Below are 14,580 nucleotides of genomic sequence, written 5' to 3' on the forward strand. Positions count from 1 at the left end.
AAGAACATGCGACACCTTCAGTTCTTAATTTCAAAGAATAATGTTTTTGTGAGTAAATTCATAAAAATGATTGATAATATAGTATAGAAATCTATCGGAGTGCTTTATACTGTGGCAATTTGATTCTTTTTTGGACGCAAATTTACGAAAAATCGAGCGCAGAACAAAGAAACTCGTTTCTTTTTTTGCCGAGACGGAGTAACTTCGCGGTCGAACGACCGCAGAGTTACGCAAAAACAAGAGAAAATATTTAATATTTTATGTGATAGTGCAAAACTGACGTATTGGACATTGGACAATTGGACAAAACAAAATTTGATTGGAATCGACGGTACTAATGACAATAATTTAATTATATTATATATTATAATATATAATATAATTAATATAATATATTAATTATTTCTTTTCTTTGTCTTGGTTTCGACAAAGAAAAAAACTTTTTGTCCAATTGTCCAATTGTCCAAAATGTCCAAGGCCTCAGCAAAGCGAATATTGATAGAATAAATTTACACAGCCAACGCATCCGAAGGTAAGACTATAGCAGGCTCCCAGCAACGTCGCCGTCTGCTCGGAGGAAAACAGGAGTTTCATCGGAGGAAAGTCGGCCTTTCCCCGGAGGAAACCCCGAGAGCGCTGAAACACCCTGAAAACGGGGCGTTCAGGGGCGGCCGAGCACCTGACAAATTTTGTTTACTCACGTTGATTACATCGAACTCCATCACGACTCGGCCAACCATGCAAGCATGATGGCTCTCGCTGCTCTTTCGTTTCGGAAAATCTCAAATAGATCTGGATTTTCACTCGACTTTTCGTCACTCTGCGGTCATTCGACCGCGAAGTTACTCCGTCTCGGCATAAAAAAGATTAAATCCATTGCTCTTTACAAGCTTTTTATGTAACTTTGCCATCAGAGATGGCGAAGTTACTCCGTCTCGGCATAAAAAAGATTAAAATCTTTTGTTCTGCTCTCGACTTTTCGTAACTTTGTCCCCAAAATTTGTTGAAAGATGCTTATACAGAAATGGCTGACCACATTCGGCCGATACTTGATGCTGATGGGACGCACGTTCTCAAGGCCTGAGCGCATGAGGATGTTCTTGAAGCAGTATGTGAAGGAGATGGCGCAACTCGGCGTCGATTCGATAGGTATTGTATTACTCATATCTTTCTTCATCGGAGCTGTGATATGTATCCAGATGAAGATCAATATTGAGAGTCCTTGGATGCCACGGTGGGTCGCAGGCTACACCACCCGCGAGATCATGCTGCTGGAGTTCTCCAGCTCGATCATGTGTCTGATCCTGGCCGGAAAGGTGGGGTCGAACATCGCCTCGGAGATTGGTACGATGCGCGTGACACAGCAGATCGATGCCCTCGACATCATGGGCGTGAACTCGGCCTGCTATCTGATCCTGCCGAAGATCGTCGGCCTGCTCACGATCATGCCGTTCCTGGTGATCTTCTCGTCGGCCATGGGTATCGTGGGGGCTTATGCCACCTCGTACATCGGGCATATCATGCCACCCGACGATCTGACGCTCGGTTTGCAGCATGCCTTTATACCTTGGTTTGTATGGATGAGTATCATCAAGAGTCTCTTCTTCGCATTTATCATCACCAGCGTACCCGCTTATTTCGGCTACACAGTGGAGGGCGGCTCTGTCAATGTCGGTAAAGCGAGTACTGACGCCGTCGTATCATCAAGTGCACTCATCCTCTGTAGCGATGTCTTTTTAACACAGCTATTATCATGATTGAAGTCAGAAATCTCTATAAGAGCTTCGACGACAAGGAGGTATTGAAGGATATCAGTACCGTCTTCGAAGACGGCAAGACCAACCTTATCATCGGACAGAGCGGATCGGGGAAGACCGTTCTGATGAAAAACCTCGTAGGACTGTTGGAGCCCACAAGCGGACAAGTGCTATACGATGGTCGTGACTTCATCAGAATGACGAAGCACGAGAAGATCATGATGCGGCGTGAGATGGGAATGATTTTCCAGAGCGCGGCGCTCTTTGACTCTCTGACCGTGCTTGAGAATGTGATGTTCCCCTTGGATATGTTCTCCAGCATGACGCTCCGCGAGCGTATCCACCGGGCACAGGAATGTCTGGATCGTGTCAATCTGAAAGGTGCCGACGACAAGTTCCCTGGGGAGATCTCTGGCGGCATGCAGAAACGTGTAGCCATCGCGCGTGCGATAGCGTTAAACCCGAAGTATCTGTTCTGTGACGAGCCTAATTCCGGTCTCGACCCCAAGACATCACTCGTGATCGACGAGCTCTTGCAGAGTATCACGCGTGAGTTTAACATGACGACCATCATCAACACCCACGACATGAACTCTGTGATGGGCATCGGCGAGAACATCATCTTCATCTACGAGGGTACAAAAGAATGGCAGGGGGTGAGCAGTCAGGTCATGGGGTCTTCCAACAAACGGCTCACGGATTTCATATTCGCCAGCGACCTGCTGAAGAACATGAGGCAGATGGTCATAGACAACGGTCTGAAACTATAGCGACTTCCAAGACCTTTCCTAAAAGCATCTCCTCGGACACCCGACAATCCGTCTGGCATCCGAGGAGATCCTCTTTATAGGCGCAAGACGCCGGCAGGCGCCTTCACTCCTTTTACGCCTCTTTCTTCATGGGGAGTAACAGATTCAGCAGGACACCGACGACGGCAGAGAGTCCGATGCCACTGATGGAGAAGGTGCCGAAGGTGAGGATGGCACCGCCGATGCCCATCGTCAGCGTGACGGAAACGATGATGATGTTGCGCGTCTGGTTCAGATCCACCTTATGCTGAATCAGGTTCTGCACACCCACAGAGGCAATCGTTCCGAAGAGCAGCAGCATGATACCGCCAAGGACGGCCGACGGGATGCTCTGCAACAGCGCCGAGAGCTTACCGATGACAGAGAACACGAGGGCTGTACCTGCGGCGATACGGATCACCTGCGGATGGGTGACACGTGTGATCTGCATAGCGCCCGTCACCTCTGAATAGGTGGTCACTGGAGGACCGCCAAAGAAGGAGGCGAACAGACAGGCAAGACCGTCGCCCAGCATGGTACGGTGCAAACCGGGCTCCTTCACAAAGTCTTTATCGGCTACAGCACTGACGACATAGACATCGCCGATGTGCTCTATCACCGGCGCGATGGCCACGGGGATCATGAAGACAAACGGCTCCCAGGCAAACTGCGGCAACTGGAAATGGGAGATGCTGCCGGGCAGGGCGAACCAGGGGGCTGCACCCACGGCCGACAGATCGACGAGTCCCATACAGAGGGCCACCACATATCCCACGATGATGCCGATCCCCACGGGCACGAGCTTCACCAGTCCCTTACCAAACACCAGCACGATGATCGCCGTGACAAGCGACACAAAGGCCAGCAGCCAGTTCTCCTTCGCCATATTCACGGCAGCGGGCGACAGCGACAGACCGATCAGGATGATGACGGGGCCGATCACGACGGGCGGGAACAGACGGTCGAGGAGCTTGCGACCCTGCCACTTGATAAGGGCCGACATGACAAAATAGACCAATGCCACGCCGGCGATGCCTGCGATCGTGCCAGGCATGCCCCACTGCTGCGAGGCGGAGATGATCGGAGCAATAAAGGCGAAGCTGCTGCCCAGGAAGATGGGCACCATGCCTTTAGTGACCAGATGGAAGATGAACGTACCTATACCGGCCGTAAACAGGGCCGTAGCCGGATCAAGCCCGACCAGCAGGGGCACCAGTACCGTGGAGCCAAAGGCCACGAACAGGAACTGTACGCCGACGATGGTCTTTCTTGTGGTTGACAATTCTGAAGCCATAGTCATTCGCTTTTCATGATTCAACTTCAGAAGTTCCACTTCATGCCAAGTGTCGGGTTCACGAAGAACGACTTGTCATTATAGGTGTTATAGATGAAATTGCTGCTGATCTCGCACTCTGTACCTATACTCAGGTGACTGTTGAGATTATACCAGAGCTGCGGCTCCGTGAGCATGACCAGCTGACCGTGACCGTCGGCCTTCTGACCGCGCCAGAAGTCAATGAAGCCGGAGAAGGTGCATTTCTTGCCGAAATTCAGACCCCAGACACCTGTCAGCTGCACACTGTTATAGGCCGAGGTATAGTCATAGCTCTTGAAGAAACGCTTATACAACAGCTGCACGGAGTAGGTCTTGGAGAAGTCGGCATTATGTCCGTTCCAGGCTCCACCGAGGAGGGCTGCCTGCTGGAAACTGCTGAAACGGTTCAGTCCGCCGTTATACTCCACATGGGCGGCGAAGCCTTTCTTGCCGAGGTTAAACTCACGGGAGATCTCCGCATATGCGCCTTCCGTAAACTTCCGGCTGAAGTCGACATCGACGAAATAGAACCACGAGCCCCACTGGTCGGCCTTGAACTGCTCAACGGTGAGGGTCACCTTCTGACGGCCAGCCTCTTCGTCTGAATAAAGGTTACGACCGAAATCATAATGTAGCTGCACGTTCTGTGCCTGGACGGTCATGGCAGCAACAGCCATTACCACGCAAAAAAGAATCTTTTTCATCATACCGTTATTTCGTTATTTTAATTAAACACATATTTCAAGATAAAGAAGGCAGCGAGGATATACATCACGATGGAGAGTTCCTTGTAATGCCCCGTACAAACCTTCACCAGCACATAGGAAAGCATACCCAGTACGATACCTTCGGAGATGCTGGCCGTGAAAGGCATGGTGAGAATGGTGATGAAGCAAGGAACGGCCTCGGTGAAATCGCTGAAGTCGATCTTCGTGATGGTCTTGGTCATCAGCACGCCGACCAGCACGAGGGCGCTCGTAGTAGCGGCGGAAGGGATGATCAGGAACAGCGGCGAGAAGAAGAGGGCCACCAGGAAGAACAGCGCCACGGTCAAGGATGTCAGACCCGTACGACCGCCGGCGGCAATACCCGTCGTACTCTCCACATAGGTCGTTACCGTAGAGGTACCACAGAGGGCACCTGCTGTCGTTCCGATGGCGTCGGCCATCAGCGCACGGTTCAGACCATGGATCTTGCCTGTTCTCGGATCAGCCATACCGGCACTGGTAGAAGCGCCGATAAGTGTTCCCAGCGTATCAAAGAGATCCATGAAAAGCAGGGTGAAGACCACCACATAATAGTTGATATCCAAAGACAGGAAACGGGAGAAATCCATATGGAACGCGATGGGCGCCATTGATTCCGGCAGACTGACCAGCGAGAAGTTCTCTGGAAGCTGTGTCACGCCGAGGGGGATACCAATAACGGTCATCACGATAATCGTATAGAACAAGGCTCCGCGTACGCCCACGGCCATCAGCACGCCGCCGAGCAGCACACCTGCGCCGGCTATCAGCGAAGACACGGTCCACGGCCCGAGGGTGGTGACGGTGGCGTCGCTGGCCACGATGATGCCGCCATTCTTCAAGCCGATATAGGCGATGAACAGGCCGATACCCACGGAAATGGAATAGCGAAGGTTCTGAGGTATTGCATTGACGATGGCTTCGCGAACCTTGAAAAAGGTCAGAAGGATAAAGACGATACCCTCAAAGAGCACGGCCGCCAATGCCTCCTGCCAGGTGTAGCCCATCGTCAGTACGAGCGTATAGGCGAAGAACGCATTCAGGCCCATACCTGAGGCAAGGGCGAACGGCATCTTGGCATAAAAAGCCATCACCAGGGTTGCAATCACCGCTGCAGCAATCGTAGCAGTGAAGAGAGCTCCTTTATCCATGCCCGTCTCTCCAAGGATCAGAGGGTTCACAGCAAGGATGTACGACATCGTGAGAAATGTGGTAAGTCCTGCCATCATTTCTACTTTCACAGAATGTTTCAGTGGGTCAAAGCCCAGCAATGCAAGGATTTTTTTCATAATGACTGATTATTGATTAGATAGTAACGTATAAATAAGTTTTGCAGTTTGCTCTGGAGCTTTCTGATGACCAAGTCGACGACTGATCTCCTCATAATCGTCTAGCATCGACTGACGGACAGGTCCGTCGAGGATCTTTTCCAGTTCCCATCGGATATTTGCCACAGAGAAGGTGTCGGCCACGAGCTCGGTCACCACCTCACGATCGGCAATCAGGTTCACCAGCGAGATGTACTTCACCCTCAGCACCTTCTTCCGCAACCAGCCGATCAGACGAGGCAGTGGTGTTTCATAGCACACCACCTGGGGTACTTTGAAGAGGCATGTCTCAAGCGTTGCCGTCCCACTAGTGACAAGAGCGGCATGAGCTTCCGCCAACAAAGGATAGGTCTGATTATAAACCACATCAATCCCTTTTCCTCGCAAGAACGTATCATAATAGTCTTTCTCTATCCCTGGAGCGCCGGCCAACACAACCTGATAATCACTCATATAGGGACTTACGGCCTCCATCATCGCCGGAAGGTTATCTTTTATCTCCTGTTTACGACTGCCGGCCAGGAGGGCGATAATCGGTCTGGTCGGCACGGCCGTCTTTTCGTATGCGGACAGGAACTCACGCACCTCGTCGGCTGTCGGGTTACCCACATAATGTATCGGATAGTGGTGCCGCTGTTCAAAAAAGGGAACCTCGAAGGGCAGGATGGAGAAAAGTTCATCCACGTCACGGCGGATATTCTTGATACGATATTCTTTCCAGGCCCAGATCTTAGGGGAGATATAATAATAGACGGGAATATTCGTCTTCGATTTTACATATTTCGCGATTGTCAGATTAAAGCCCGGATAGTCAACAAGAATCACGCAGTCGGGTTGCCAGTCCACAATATCGCGCTTACACCTCCTCATGTTAGAGAGGATCGTGGGCAGATGGAGCAGCACAGGAACAAAGCCCATATAGGCCAACTCACGATAATGGCGCACGCGGGTACCACCCACCGCCGTCATCAGGTCGCCACCCCAAAAGCGGAACTCCGCGTTGTCGTCAAATTCTTTCAACGACTTCATCAGGTGTGATGCATGCAGATCGCCAGAGGCTTCACCTGCAATCAGATAATACTTCATAAATTCCAGGATTTGATATTATCTATGGCCGTATAGGCGGTCACATCAATCTGTGTCGGTGTGATAGCGACATAGCCGTTCGCTAATGCCCAGTTGTCTGTATCCGTCGCCATCGGCTCGTCATTGGTATATTTCCCCACCATCCACCAATAATCATAGCCACGAGGATGGGCGCATTTCACCACCTCTTGTCCCCATGTTCCTTTGGCCATACGACAGACACGAACGCCCTTGTATTCCTGCACTAAAGGGAAATTCACGTTCAAGCAGACACCTAAGGGCAGGCCGTCTGCCAGCACCCTCATCGTGATGGCACGAACCAACGGGCGAAGGGGTTCGAAATCCGCCTCGTCGCGATGATCGCAGAGAGAATATGCCACAGAAGGTATGTATTTCATACAGCCCTCGAGCGTGACCCCCATCGTGCCGCTGTAATGCACATTCACAGAAGCATTATCGCCATGGTTGATACCGCCGATAACCATATCTGGAGTACGGGGGACGATCTCTGCCAAAGCCATCTTCACACAGTCGACAGGTGTACCATTACACGACCAGACCTCCACGCCCTCCCTTTTTTCCCGAAGTTGCAGTTTCAGTGGTTTCATAGCCGAAAACGCACATGAGAAACCACTACGCGCCGACTCCGGAGCGCAGACAATAATATCACCAAGATCAGACACCATTTCCACTAATTCCCGGATACCCTTTGCCTGATAGCCGTCATCATTGGAAATGAGCAACAAGGGTCGTTTAATTTCCATAAAATTTCAACGATTTGGGTACAAAAGTACAAAAAAATATGAATTGTGAATTATGAATTATGAATTATTTCGTAACTTTGTACCCAAATCTCTTATTTTTATTAAGGTATTCAGTAAAACAATGGGAAAGATTATTGCGTTAGCAAACCAAAAAGGCGGTGTGGGTAAGACCACGACAACCATCAATCTGGCAGCCTCGCTTGCCACTTTGGAGAAAACGGTGCTCGTCGTCGATGCAGACCCCCAAGCCAACGCTTCCAGCGGACTGGGAGTAGATATCACAGAAGTAGAATGCTCACTATATGAATGTATCATCAACAAAACAGATGTTCGCGACGCGGTGTACACAACAGACATTGACGGTCTGGACATCATACCAAGTCATATTGATCTGGTAGGTGCAGAGATCGAGATGCTGAACCTGGAGAACCGCGAGAAGGTGATGAGAGACCTCTTGGCGCCCATCCGCGATGAATACGACTATATCCTCATAGACTGCTCTCCCTCGCTAGGGCTGATCACGGTTAACTCGCTGACTGCGGCCGACTCCGTGATTATCCCTGTGCAATGCGAGTATTTCGCACTTGAAGGTATCAGCAAACTACTCAACACTATTAAGATCATCAAGAACAAGCTGAACCCACAGCTGGAGATCGAAGGATTCCTGCTCACGATGTATGACAGTCGTTTGCGTCTGGCCAACCAGATCTACGACGAGGTGAAGCGGCATTTCCAGGAGCTGGTATTCAAGACGGTCATCCAGCGCAACGTGAAGCTCTCAGAGAGCCCAAGCCACGGTCTGCCTGTCATCTTATACGACGCAGACTCCACAGGTAGCAAGAACCATCTGGCTTTAGCCAAGGAAATCATCTACAAAAACAAATAGACGACTATGGCTGTAAGGAAGAAATACGACAGGAATGTTCTGGGACGAGGACTGGACAACATCGGGACTGGAAAAGGTCGAGGACTGGATGCGCTGATTGACACAGGCGACATCCAAACAGAGGGAACCTCCAATCTGAGCGAGATACCCATCAAACAGATTGAGCCTAATCCCAACCAACCACGACGTGAGTTTGACGAGGCAGCCTTACAGGAGCTGGCTGCCAGCATCCAGGAGATAGGTATCATCACCCCTATCACTCTCAGGCAGACTACAAGCGGGAAATACCAGATCATTGCTGGTGAACGTCGTTGGAGAGCCTCACTCATTGCCGGTCTCACCTCTATCCCCGCCTATATCCGAACGGCAGAGGACGAGAGTGTGATGGAGATGGCCCTGGTTGAGAACATCCAGCGTGAGGACTTGAATGCCATTGAGATCGCACTGGCTTACCAGCATCTGGCAGAAGCTACGGGCATGACGCAGGAAAAGATCTCTTCCAGAGTCGGCAAGAGTCGCACATCCATCACCAACTACATGCGTCTTCTCAAACTTCCTGCACAGATACAGATGGCTCTGAAGAACAAGGAGATGGACATGGGACACGCCCGAGCCTTGCTGGCCATTGAGAGTCCTTCTGCCCAACTGAAGCTGTTCAAGGAGATACAGAAAAATGGTTACTCCGTACGTAAGGTAGAGGAAATGGTACAGATGCTGAAGAGCGGAGAGAACATCCAGAGCATCAAGAAGGCTGTTTCCCCGAATGCCCAACTGCCTTTGGAATATAGTATCCTCAGAGACCGTCTTTCGACGTTGTTCAAGGTAAAAGTACAGATGTCCTGTAATCCACAAGGCAAAGGAAAGATCAGCATCCCCTTCTCTAACGAAGAGGAGCTGGAGTTCGTCATGAACATTATCGACAAGATCAAGAACTAAGTGATAGAGCACAGACGTTGAGACAAGTTTTTTTCGCATCATTGCGCATTTCGATCATAACCGGAATCCTGCTGTTGGCAGGCATCGTTCATTCCTCCGCTCAGGGGAGCGTGGGAAGCATGGCCCCCGACAGTATGGTGGTGCTGCCGACAGACAGTATAACTCGCATCATGAGCAGTCTGGAAGACAGTCTTGACAACACCTTAACGGCACTGTCAGAGTCGACCCCTCTGATCAAGAGAAAACACCGCGACATGGCCACCTGGAAACCCGACCCGCAGAGAGCCCTGTGGTTGGCATTGGTCATCCCCGGTGGCGGACAGATCTATAACCGCAAATACTGGAAACTCCCACTTGTGTATGGTGGGTTCATGGGATGTCTATACGCTATGAACTGGAATAACACGATGTATAAAGATTATTCTCAGGCCTATATCGATCTGATGGACGGTAACCCCAGCACACAGAGCTATAACCAGTTCCTGCACCTGGGTATGCAGATAACGGAGGACAACCAGCAACTATCCAATCGCTATAAAGACATCTTCAAAAAACGTAAAGACAGATTCCGCAGATGGCGCGACATGAGCTTCTTCGTGCTAGTGGGAGTCTATGCCTTATCTGTCATCGATGCCTATGTGGACGCAGAGTTGTCTGTCTTTGACATCTCAAAGGACCTGAGCCTGAGGGTAGAGCCGACGGTCTTCGGCGACAATGCCGCCAGGAACCCTCTGAAATCATCCTCACTGGGGCTCCAGTGCAGCCTAAATTTCTGAGGAACAAGAATAACAAGAACCAAAAATCAAAACCATATTAATAAGGATGAAAAAAAGACTATTGTTGATATTCGCCGCGATGTTCTTCGCAGGAAACTGCGCCATGTATGCACAGATAGTAAACGAGGACATTGACAACGAGAATGAAGAGGAAGAAGTAGAGGAAGTGGAGGTTCCCGCGGAAGACGAGATCTCGCTCACCGACAAGGAGGGTAACGAAGAAATCATTGAATTCCCTGAGGCCATGACCTATGATCTCGATAGTCTGTTGAATCTCTATATGTCCAAAACCTATCTGGCCATACCAGGTGACTGCGAGATGAAGAACGAGAATCCGACCTTTTCGAAGGAGGTATACATCGAGCGGCTCAGTCGCATACCCTCTGTGATGGAACTGTCTTATAACGATATCGTCCAGAAGTTCATTGACAGATATAGTGGGCGCCTTCGCTATTCCGTCAGCTATATGCTTGGTGCAGCCAACTTCTACATGCCCATCTTTGAGGAGGCTCTCGAAAGTTACCAGCTGCCATTGGAACTGAAATATCTGCCCATCATCGAGTCTGCCCTGAACCCCAAGGCCGTCTCCCGTGTCGGAGCAACGGGATTATGGCAGTTTATGCTTGGTACCGGCAGGCAATATGGACTAGAGATCAACTCGCTGGTCGACGAGCGTCGTGACCCTGTCAAATCATCATATGCCGCTGCCCGTTACCTCAGGGACCTCTACCGTATCTTCGGCGATTGGAATCTGGTTATCGCTGCCTATAACTGCGGTCCGGAGAATATCAACAAAGCCATTCGCCGCTACCGAGCCGACAAGGGACGGACGGAGAATGAGACCATCACAGCTGACGATAAGGACTATTGGAAGCTCTACCCGTATCTGCCTGGCGAAACACGCGGATATGTTCCCGCATTCATTGCGGCCAACTACATCATGACGTACTACTGTGACCACAACATCTGTCCGATGACAACCAGACTGCCGTCTCAAAGCGACACCATTGTGGTAAACAAGAATGTGCATATCGAGCAGATAGCTGGGGTTATCGGAACTGATGCCGACCTGATACGCTCATTGAATCCGGCCTATCGCCGCGATATTATCCCTGGTGCCACAAAACCGTCAGCTATTCGTCTGCCGATCGCTGACGTAGGAAGGTTTATCGACAACGAGGACTCCGTCTATAATTTCAGAGCCACAGAACTGCTGACCAGACGTGCCGTTGTTGATGTTAACGATGATCTCCCAACTTTCACGAGAAGCAGCCGTAGCTCGTATAGCAGGAACGGACGCTACAGTCGTCGTAATGCCAGAAACAGAGGAAGGGGAGGCGCCTCTGTCACCGTCAGGAAAGGACAGACATTATCCGAGATTGCCAAACGCAATGGAACGACTGTGGCCAAGTTAAGAAGGCTCAACGGCATCAGGGGTAACAATATCCGAGCCGGAAAGAAGATCAGGGTGAGATAGGAACAAAAGATTGATTAGAGAGGAAAAGATATGGATGCAGATGAACAGAAATTGCAGGAAGAGGCCGACGAGAAACTGATCAACGACGCGTTTCAAAGGTTGTTGAACGACTATCTGGCATCACGCCACCGCAAGAAGGTTGACCTGATCACGAAAGCATTCAACTTCGCCCGTCAGGCGCACAAGGGAGTACGCCGACTATCGGGTGAACCATATATCATGCATCCTATCGCGGTTGCTCAGATCGCCTGTTCTGAGATCGGACTGGGATCAACCAGCATCTGCTCTGCCCTTCTCCATGATGTCGTAGAAGATACAGATTATACCATTGAAGATATCGAGAATATCTTCGGTGCGAAAATCGCGCAGATTGTCGATGGGCTGACAAAGATCAGTGGCGGCATCTTCGGTGAGCAGGCCTCAGCCCAGGCTGAGAACTTCAAGAAGCTATTGCTCACCATGAGTGATGACATCCGAGTTATCCTCATCAAGATATGTGACCGTCTGCACAACATGCGCACCTTGGAATCGCAGCCGGCTAACAAACAATACAAGATTGCTGGTGAGACACTCTATATCTACGCACCGCTAGCCAACCGACTGGGATTGAACAAGATCAAGTCAGAGTTGGAGAATCTTAGTTTTAGGTTCGAGCATCCTGACGAGTATGCAGCTATCGAGGCTAAACTTCAATCTACGAGTGCATCGCGTGACGAGTTGTTTGAACAGTTCACACTTCCCATTGAGGAATCACTCCGTCATATGGGAATCCAGTATGAAATTAAGGAACGCGTAAAAAGCCCCTACTCCATCTGGAACAAGATGCAAAACAAGCACGTTACCTTTGAGGAGATATATGACATCCTGGCCGTCAGGATTATCTTCACACCGAGAGTACGTGAGGAAGAGGTCAATGAGTGCTTCAATATCTACGTGGCAATCTCTAAGATCTACAAGTCACACCCTGATCGTCTGCGCGACTGGTTGAGTCATCCGAAAGCTAATGGTTATCAGGCGTTGCACGTAACACTGATGTCCAAACAGGGACGCTGGATTGAAGTACAGATTCGTTCCGACCGAATGGACGAGATCGCAGAACAAGGATTTGCCGCTCATTGGAAATATAAAGACGGTGTCGAGGAGGAGTATACCGAGGATGAGAACGAACTTAACGACTGGCTACATACGATCAAGGAGATCCTGGACGACCCACAGCCCGACGCTATGGATTTTCTCGACACCATCAAACTGAACCTTTTTGCCAGCGAGATTTTTGTCTTTACACCTAAAGGAGAGATCCGCACCCTACCTGCCGGATGCACGGCACTCGACTTTGCTTTCTCTATCCACACATTCTTAGGAAGCCACTGCATTGGGGCGAAGGTAAACCACAAACTTGTTCCTTTGAGTCATAAACTTCAAAGTGGCGACCAGGTAGAGATCCTGACATCGAAATCACAACATGTCAGTCCTTCCTGGATCAACTTCGTATCTACGGCCAAGGCCAAAGCGAAGATCCAGGCCATACTGCGCCGCGACAACCGTGAGACCCAACGCGAGGGAGAAGAGATCCTTCATCAATTCCTGCTCAAGCACCATAAGGAACCCAGTCTGGCTATCGCCGATCAGTTAGCAGAGTTCCACGACTACAGCCAACGGAACGACTTCTACCAAGCACTCGGTGAGAAGATTGTCTTGTTGGGTGAGAAAGACCTTGACGAACTAAACGGGAAAAACAAAGAGACTGACAACAAGGGATGGAGGAAATACGTGCCCTTTGTCGGAAAGAAGAAAAAAGAGGAGTTGCCCAAACAGGAACTGTTCATCGTTCCGGAAAAGTTCAACCGCAAGAAACCTATCTATATCTCTGAAGAGAACATCAGTCAGTACAAGTTTGTAGGCTGCTGCCATCCGATTCCCGGAGACGATGCCCTTGGCTACATCAACAACAAGAACCAGATTGAGATTCACAAGCGTGCCTGTCCTGTGGCCGCAAAGCTCAAGTCCAGTTTCGGCAACCGCATCCTTGACATCAAATGGGATATGCACAAGAAGCTGTTCTTCGATGCGACAATACATATCGGAGGTATCGATCGACTGGGCTTACTTAACGATATCACACAAGTCATCTCGTCACGGATGAACGTAAACATCCACCGACTGACCATCACAACTGAAGAGGGAATCTTTGACGGAAGTATTGACCTGCGTGTTCACGATCGAGGAGACGTCAAAGAGATCATGGATAATCTCAAAGACATACCCAACCTCAAGGAAATATCACAGATTATATAAGAGCGGATTTCTGGTCCTATTGAAGATAATCCAGCTGTTTCTTCAGCGCCTGGAGTTCCGAGCGGACTTCTATCAGCCGCTCTAGAACGTCGGCCTTTGTATCCGCGCCTTTCCTATTCTGCGTCAGAATCTTCCTGGCGGCCGAGAGCTTGAAGCCACGGACCTTCACCAGATTATGAATCAGTCGGATCTGTTCTATATCCTTCTCTTGATACTGCCGTACCTTGGCAGGCCCCGATGTCTTGGGTTTCAGGAACGGGAACTCCTGCTCCCAATACCTCAATGTACTCTCGTTGAGCTCAAACATCTCTGCCACTTCTTTGATAGAATAGTAGAGTTTCAGATTCTTATTCAGGTTTAGTGCCATATCGTGCCTTATTTGTTGCTTCGCAATTTTGTCGCAAATTTACGAAAAATCAAGAGAAA

The 14,580-nt window shown here is 49.9% G+C and carries 13 protein-coding genes; 7 read left to right on the forward strand and 6 right to left on the reverse strand.

What is annotated here, in order from left to right; translation table 11 throughout:
- Positions 1-1,010: 1,010 nt before the first annotated feature.
- Both BLU99_RS08540 and BLU99_RS08545 read left to right on the forward strand, forming a co-directional pair.
- Positions 1,011-1,757 carry an MlaE family ABC transporter permease gene (locus BLU99_RS08540; protein WP_091901048.1) on the forward strand — a complete coding sequence of 249 codons (747 nt, stop codon included), beginning with the start codon at positions 1,011-1,013 and terminating at the stop codon, positions 1,755-1,757.
- On the forward strand, positions 1,754-2,527 hold the full coding sequence (locus tag BLU99_RS08545; protein ID WP_091901050.1) for an ABC transporter ATP-binding protein: 774 nt from the start codon (positions 1,754-1,756) through the stop codon (positions 2,525-2,527). The genes BLU99_RS08540 and BLU99_RS08545 overlap by 4 nt, the downstream gene beginning before the upstream one ends.
- Before the next feature lie 112 nt (positions 2,528-2,639).
- Here BLU99_RS08545 and BLU99_RS08550 read toward each other — a convergent pair whose 3' ends face one another.
- Genes BLU99_RS08550 through surE form a run of 5 tightly spaced genes read right to left on the reverse strand, consistent with a single transcriptional unit; the run spans position 2,640 to position 7,784 of the window.
- Positions 2,640-3,839: a uracil-xanthine permease family protein gene (locus BLU99_RS08550; RefSeq protein ID WP_091901052.1), complete on the reverse strand. Its 1,200-nt coding sequence runs from the start codon at positions 3,837-3,839 to the stop codon at positions 2,640-2,642.
- 26 nt (positions 3,840-3,865) lie between these two features.
- The gene (locus tag BLU99_RS08555; protein WP_091901149.1) at positions 3,866-4,564 is read right to left on the reverse strand and encodes a nucleoside-specific channel-forming Tsx family protein; all 699 of its coding nucleotides are present in this window, start codon (positions 4,562-4,564) and stop codon (positions 3,866-3,868) included.
- 20 nt (positions 4,565-4,584) lie between these two features.
- Positions 4,585-5,895 carry an NCS2 family permease gene (locus BLU99_RS08560; protein ID WP_091901054.1) on the reverse strand — a complete coding sequence of 437 codons (1,311 nt, stop codon included), beginning with the start codon at positions 5,893-5,895 and terminating at the stop codon, positions 4,585-4,587.
- A 9-nt stretch (positions 5,896-5,904) separates the two neighbouring features.
- Entirely contained in the window at positions 5,905-7,020 is a 1,116-nt protein-coding gene (gene lpxB / locus BLU99_RS08565; protein ID WP_091901056.1) for a lipid-A-disaccharide synthase, read from the reverse strand.
- Complete coding sequence (surE, locus tag BLU99_RS08570) at positions 7,017-7,784, reverse strand: 5'/3'-nucleotidase SurE (RefSeq protein ID WP_091901058.1); 768 nt, start codon at positions 7,782-7,784, stop codon at positions 7,017-7,019. The genes lpxB and surE overlap by 4 nt, the downstream gene beginning before the upstream one ends.
- 121 nt (positions 7,785-7,905) lie before the next feature.
- Here surE and BLU99_RS08575 point away from each other — a divergent pair, with 121 nt between their 5' ends.
- Genes BLU99_RS08575 through BLU99_RS08595 form a run of 5 tightly spaced genes read left to right on the forward strand, consistent with a single transcriptional unit; the run spans position 7,906 to position 14,154 of the window.
- Positions 7,906-8,670, forward strand: a complete 765-nt coding sequence (locus BLU99_RS08575; RefSeq protein WP_091901060.1) for a ParA family protein — start codon at positions 7,906-7,908, stop codon at positions 8,668-8,670.
- A 6-nt stretch (positions 8,671-8,676) separates the two neighbouring features.
- On the forward strand, positions 8,677-9,606 hold the full coding sequence (locus BLU99_RS08580; RefSeq protein WP_091901062.1) for a ParB/RepB/Spo0J family partition protein: 930 nt from the start codon (positions 8,677-8,679) through the stop codon (positions 9,604-9,606).
- Positions 9,607-9,623: 17 nt separating this feature from the next.
- On the forward strand, positions 9,624-10,382 hold the full coding sequence (locus tag BLU99_RS08585; RefSeq protein WP_091901065.1) for a DUF5683 domain-containing protein: 759 nt from the start codon (positions 9,624-9,626) through the stop codon (positions 10,380-10,382).
- Between the two features lie 46 nt (positions 10,383-10,428).
- Positions 10,429-11,859 carry a lytic transglycosylase domain-containing protein gene (locus tag BLU99_RS08590; RefSeq protein WP_255397509.1) on the forward strand — a complete coding sequence of 477 codons (1,431 nt, stop codon included), beginning with the start codon at positions 10,429-10,431 and terminating at the stop codon, positions 11,857-11,859.
- Between the two features lie 30 nt (positions 11,860-11,889).
- Positions 11,890-14,154 (forward strand): RelA/SpoT family protein, encoded by a 2,265-nt coding sequence (locus BLU99_RS08595; protein ID WP_091901067.1) that lies wholly within the window; start codon positions 11,890-11,892, stop codon positions 14,152-14,154.
- A gap of 16 nt (positions 14,155-14,170) precedes the next feature.
- Here the strand turns inward: BLU99_RS08595 and BLU99_RS08600 are convergent, their stop codons facing one another.
- Entirely contained in the window at positions 14,171-14,521 is a 351-nt protein-coding gene (locus tag BLU99_RS08600; protein ID WP_091901069.1) for a MerR family transcriptional regulator, read from the reverse strand.
- Positions 14,522-14,580 lie beyond the last annotated feature (59 nt).

The organism is Prevotella sp. lc2012 (genome assembly GCF_900107065.1).
Classification (GTDB): domain Bacteria; phylum Bacteroidota; class Bacteroidia; order Bacteroidales; family Bacteroidaceae; genus Prevotella.

Excerpts from the sequence above, each read along its gene's own strand:
- BLU99_RS08540 (WP_091901048.1), top strand. The coding sequence starts at position 1,011 with ATGCTTATACAGAAATGGCTGACCACATTCGGCCGATACTTGATGCTG.
- BLU99_RS08545 (WP_091901050.1), top strand. The coding sequence starts at position 1,754 with ATGATTGAAGTCAGAAATCTCTATAAGAGCTTCGACGACAAGGAGGTA.
- BLU99_RS08550 (WP_091901052.1), bottom strand. The coding sequence starts at position 3,839 with ATGGCTTCAGAATTGTCAACCACAAGAAAGACCATCGTCGGCGTACAG.
- BLU99_RS08555 (WP_091901149.1), bottom strand. The coding sequence starts at position 4,564 with ATGAAAAAGATTCTTTTTTGCGTGGTAATGGCTGTTGCTGCCATGACC.
- BLU99_RS08560 (WP_091901054.1), bottom strand. The coding sequence starts at position 5,895 with ATGAAAAAAATCCTTGCATTGCTGGGCTTTGACCCACTGAAACATTCT.
- lpxB (WP_091901056.1), bottom strand. The coding sequence starts at position 7,020 with ATGAAGTATTATCTGATTGCAGGTGAAGCCTCTGGCGATCTGCATGCA.
- surE (WP_091901058.1), bottom strand. The coding sequence starts at position 7,784 with ATGGAAATTAAACGACCCTTGTTGCTCATTTCCAATGATGACGGCTAT.
- BLU99_RS08575 (WP_091901060.1), top strand. The coding sequence starts at position 7,906 with ATGGGAAAGATTATTGCGTTAGCAAACCAAAAAGGCGGTGTGGGTAAG.
- BLU99_RS08580 (WP_091901062.1), top strand. The coding sequence starts at position 8,677 with ATGGCTGTAAGGAAGAAATACGACAGGAATGTTCTGGGACGAGGACTG.
- BLU99_RS08590 (WP_255397509.1), top strand. The coding sequence starts at position 10,429 with ATGAAAAAAAGACTATTGTTGATATTCGCCGCGATGTTCTTCGCAGGA.
- BLU99_RS08595 (WP_091901067.1), top strand. The coding sequence starts at position 11,890 with ATGGATGCAGATGAACAGAAATTGCAGGAAGAGGCCGACGAGAAACTG.
- BLU99_RS08600 (WP_091901069.1), bottom strand. The coding sequence starts at position 14,521 with ATGGCACTAAACCTGAATAAGAATCTGAAACTCTACTATTCTATCAAA.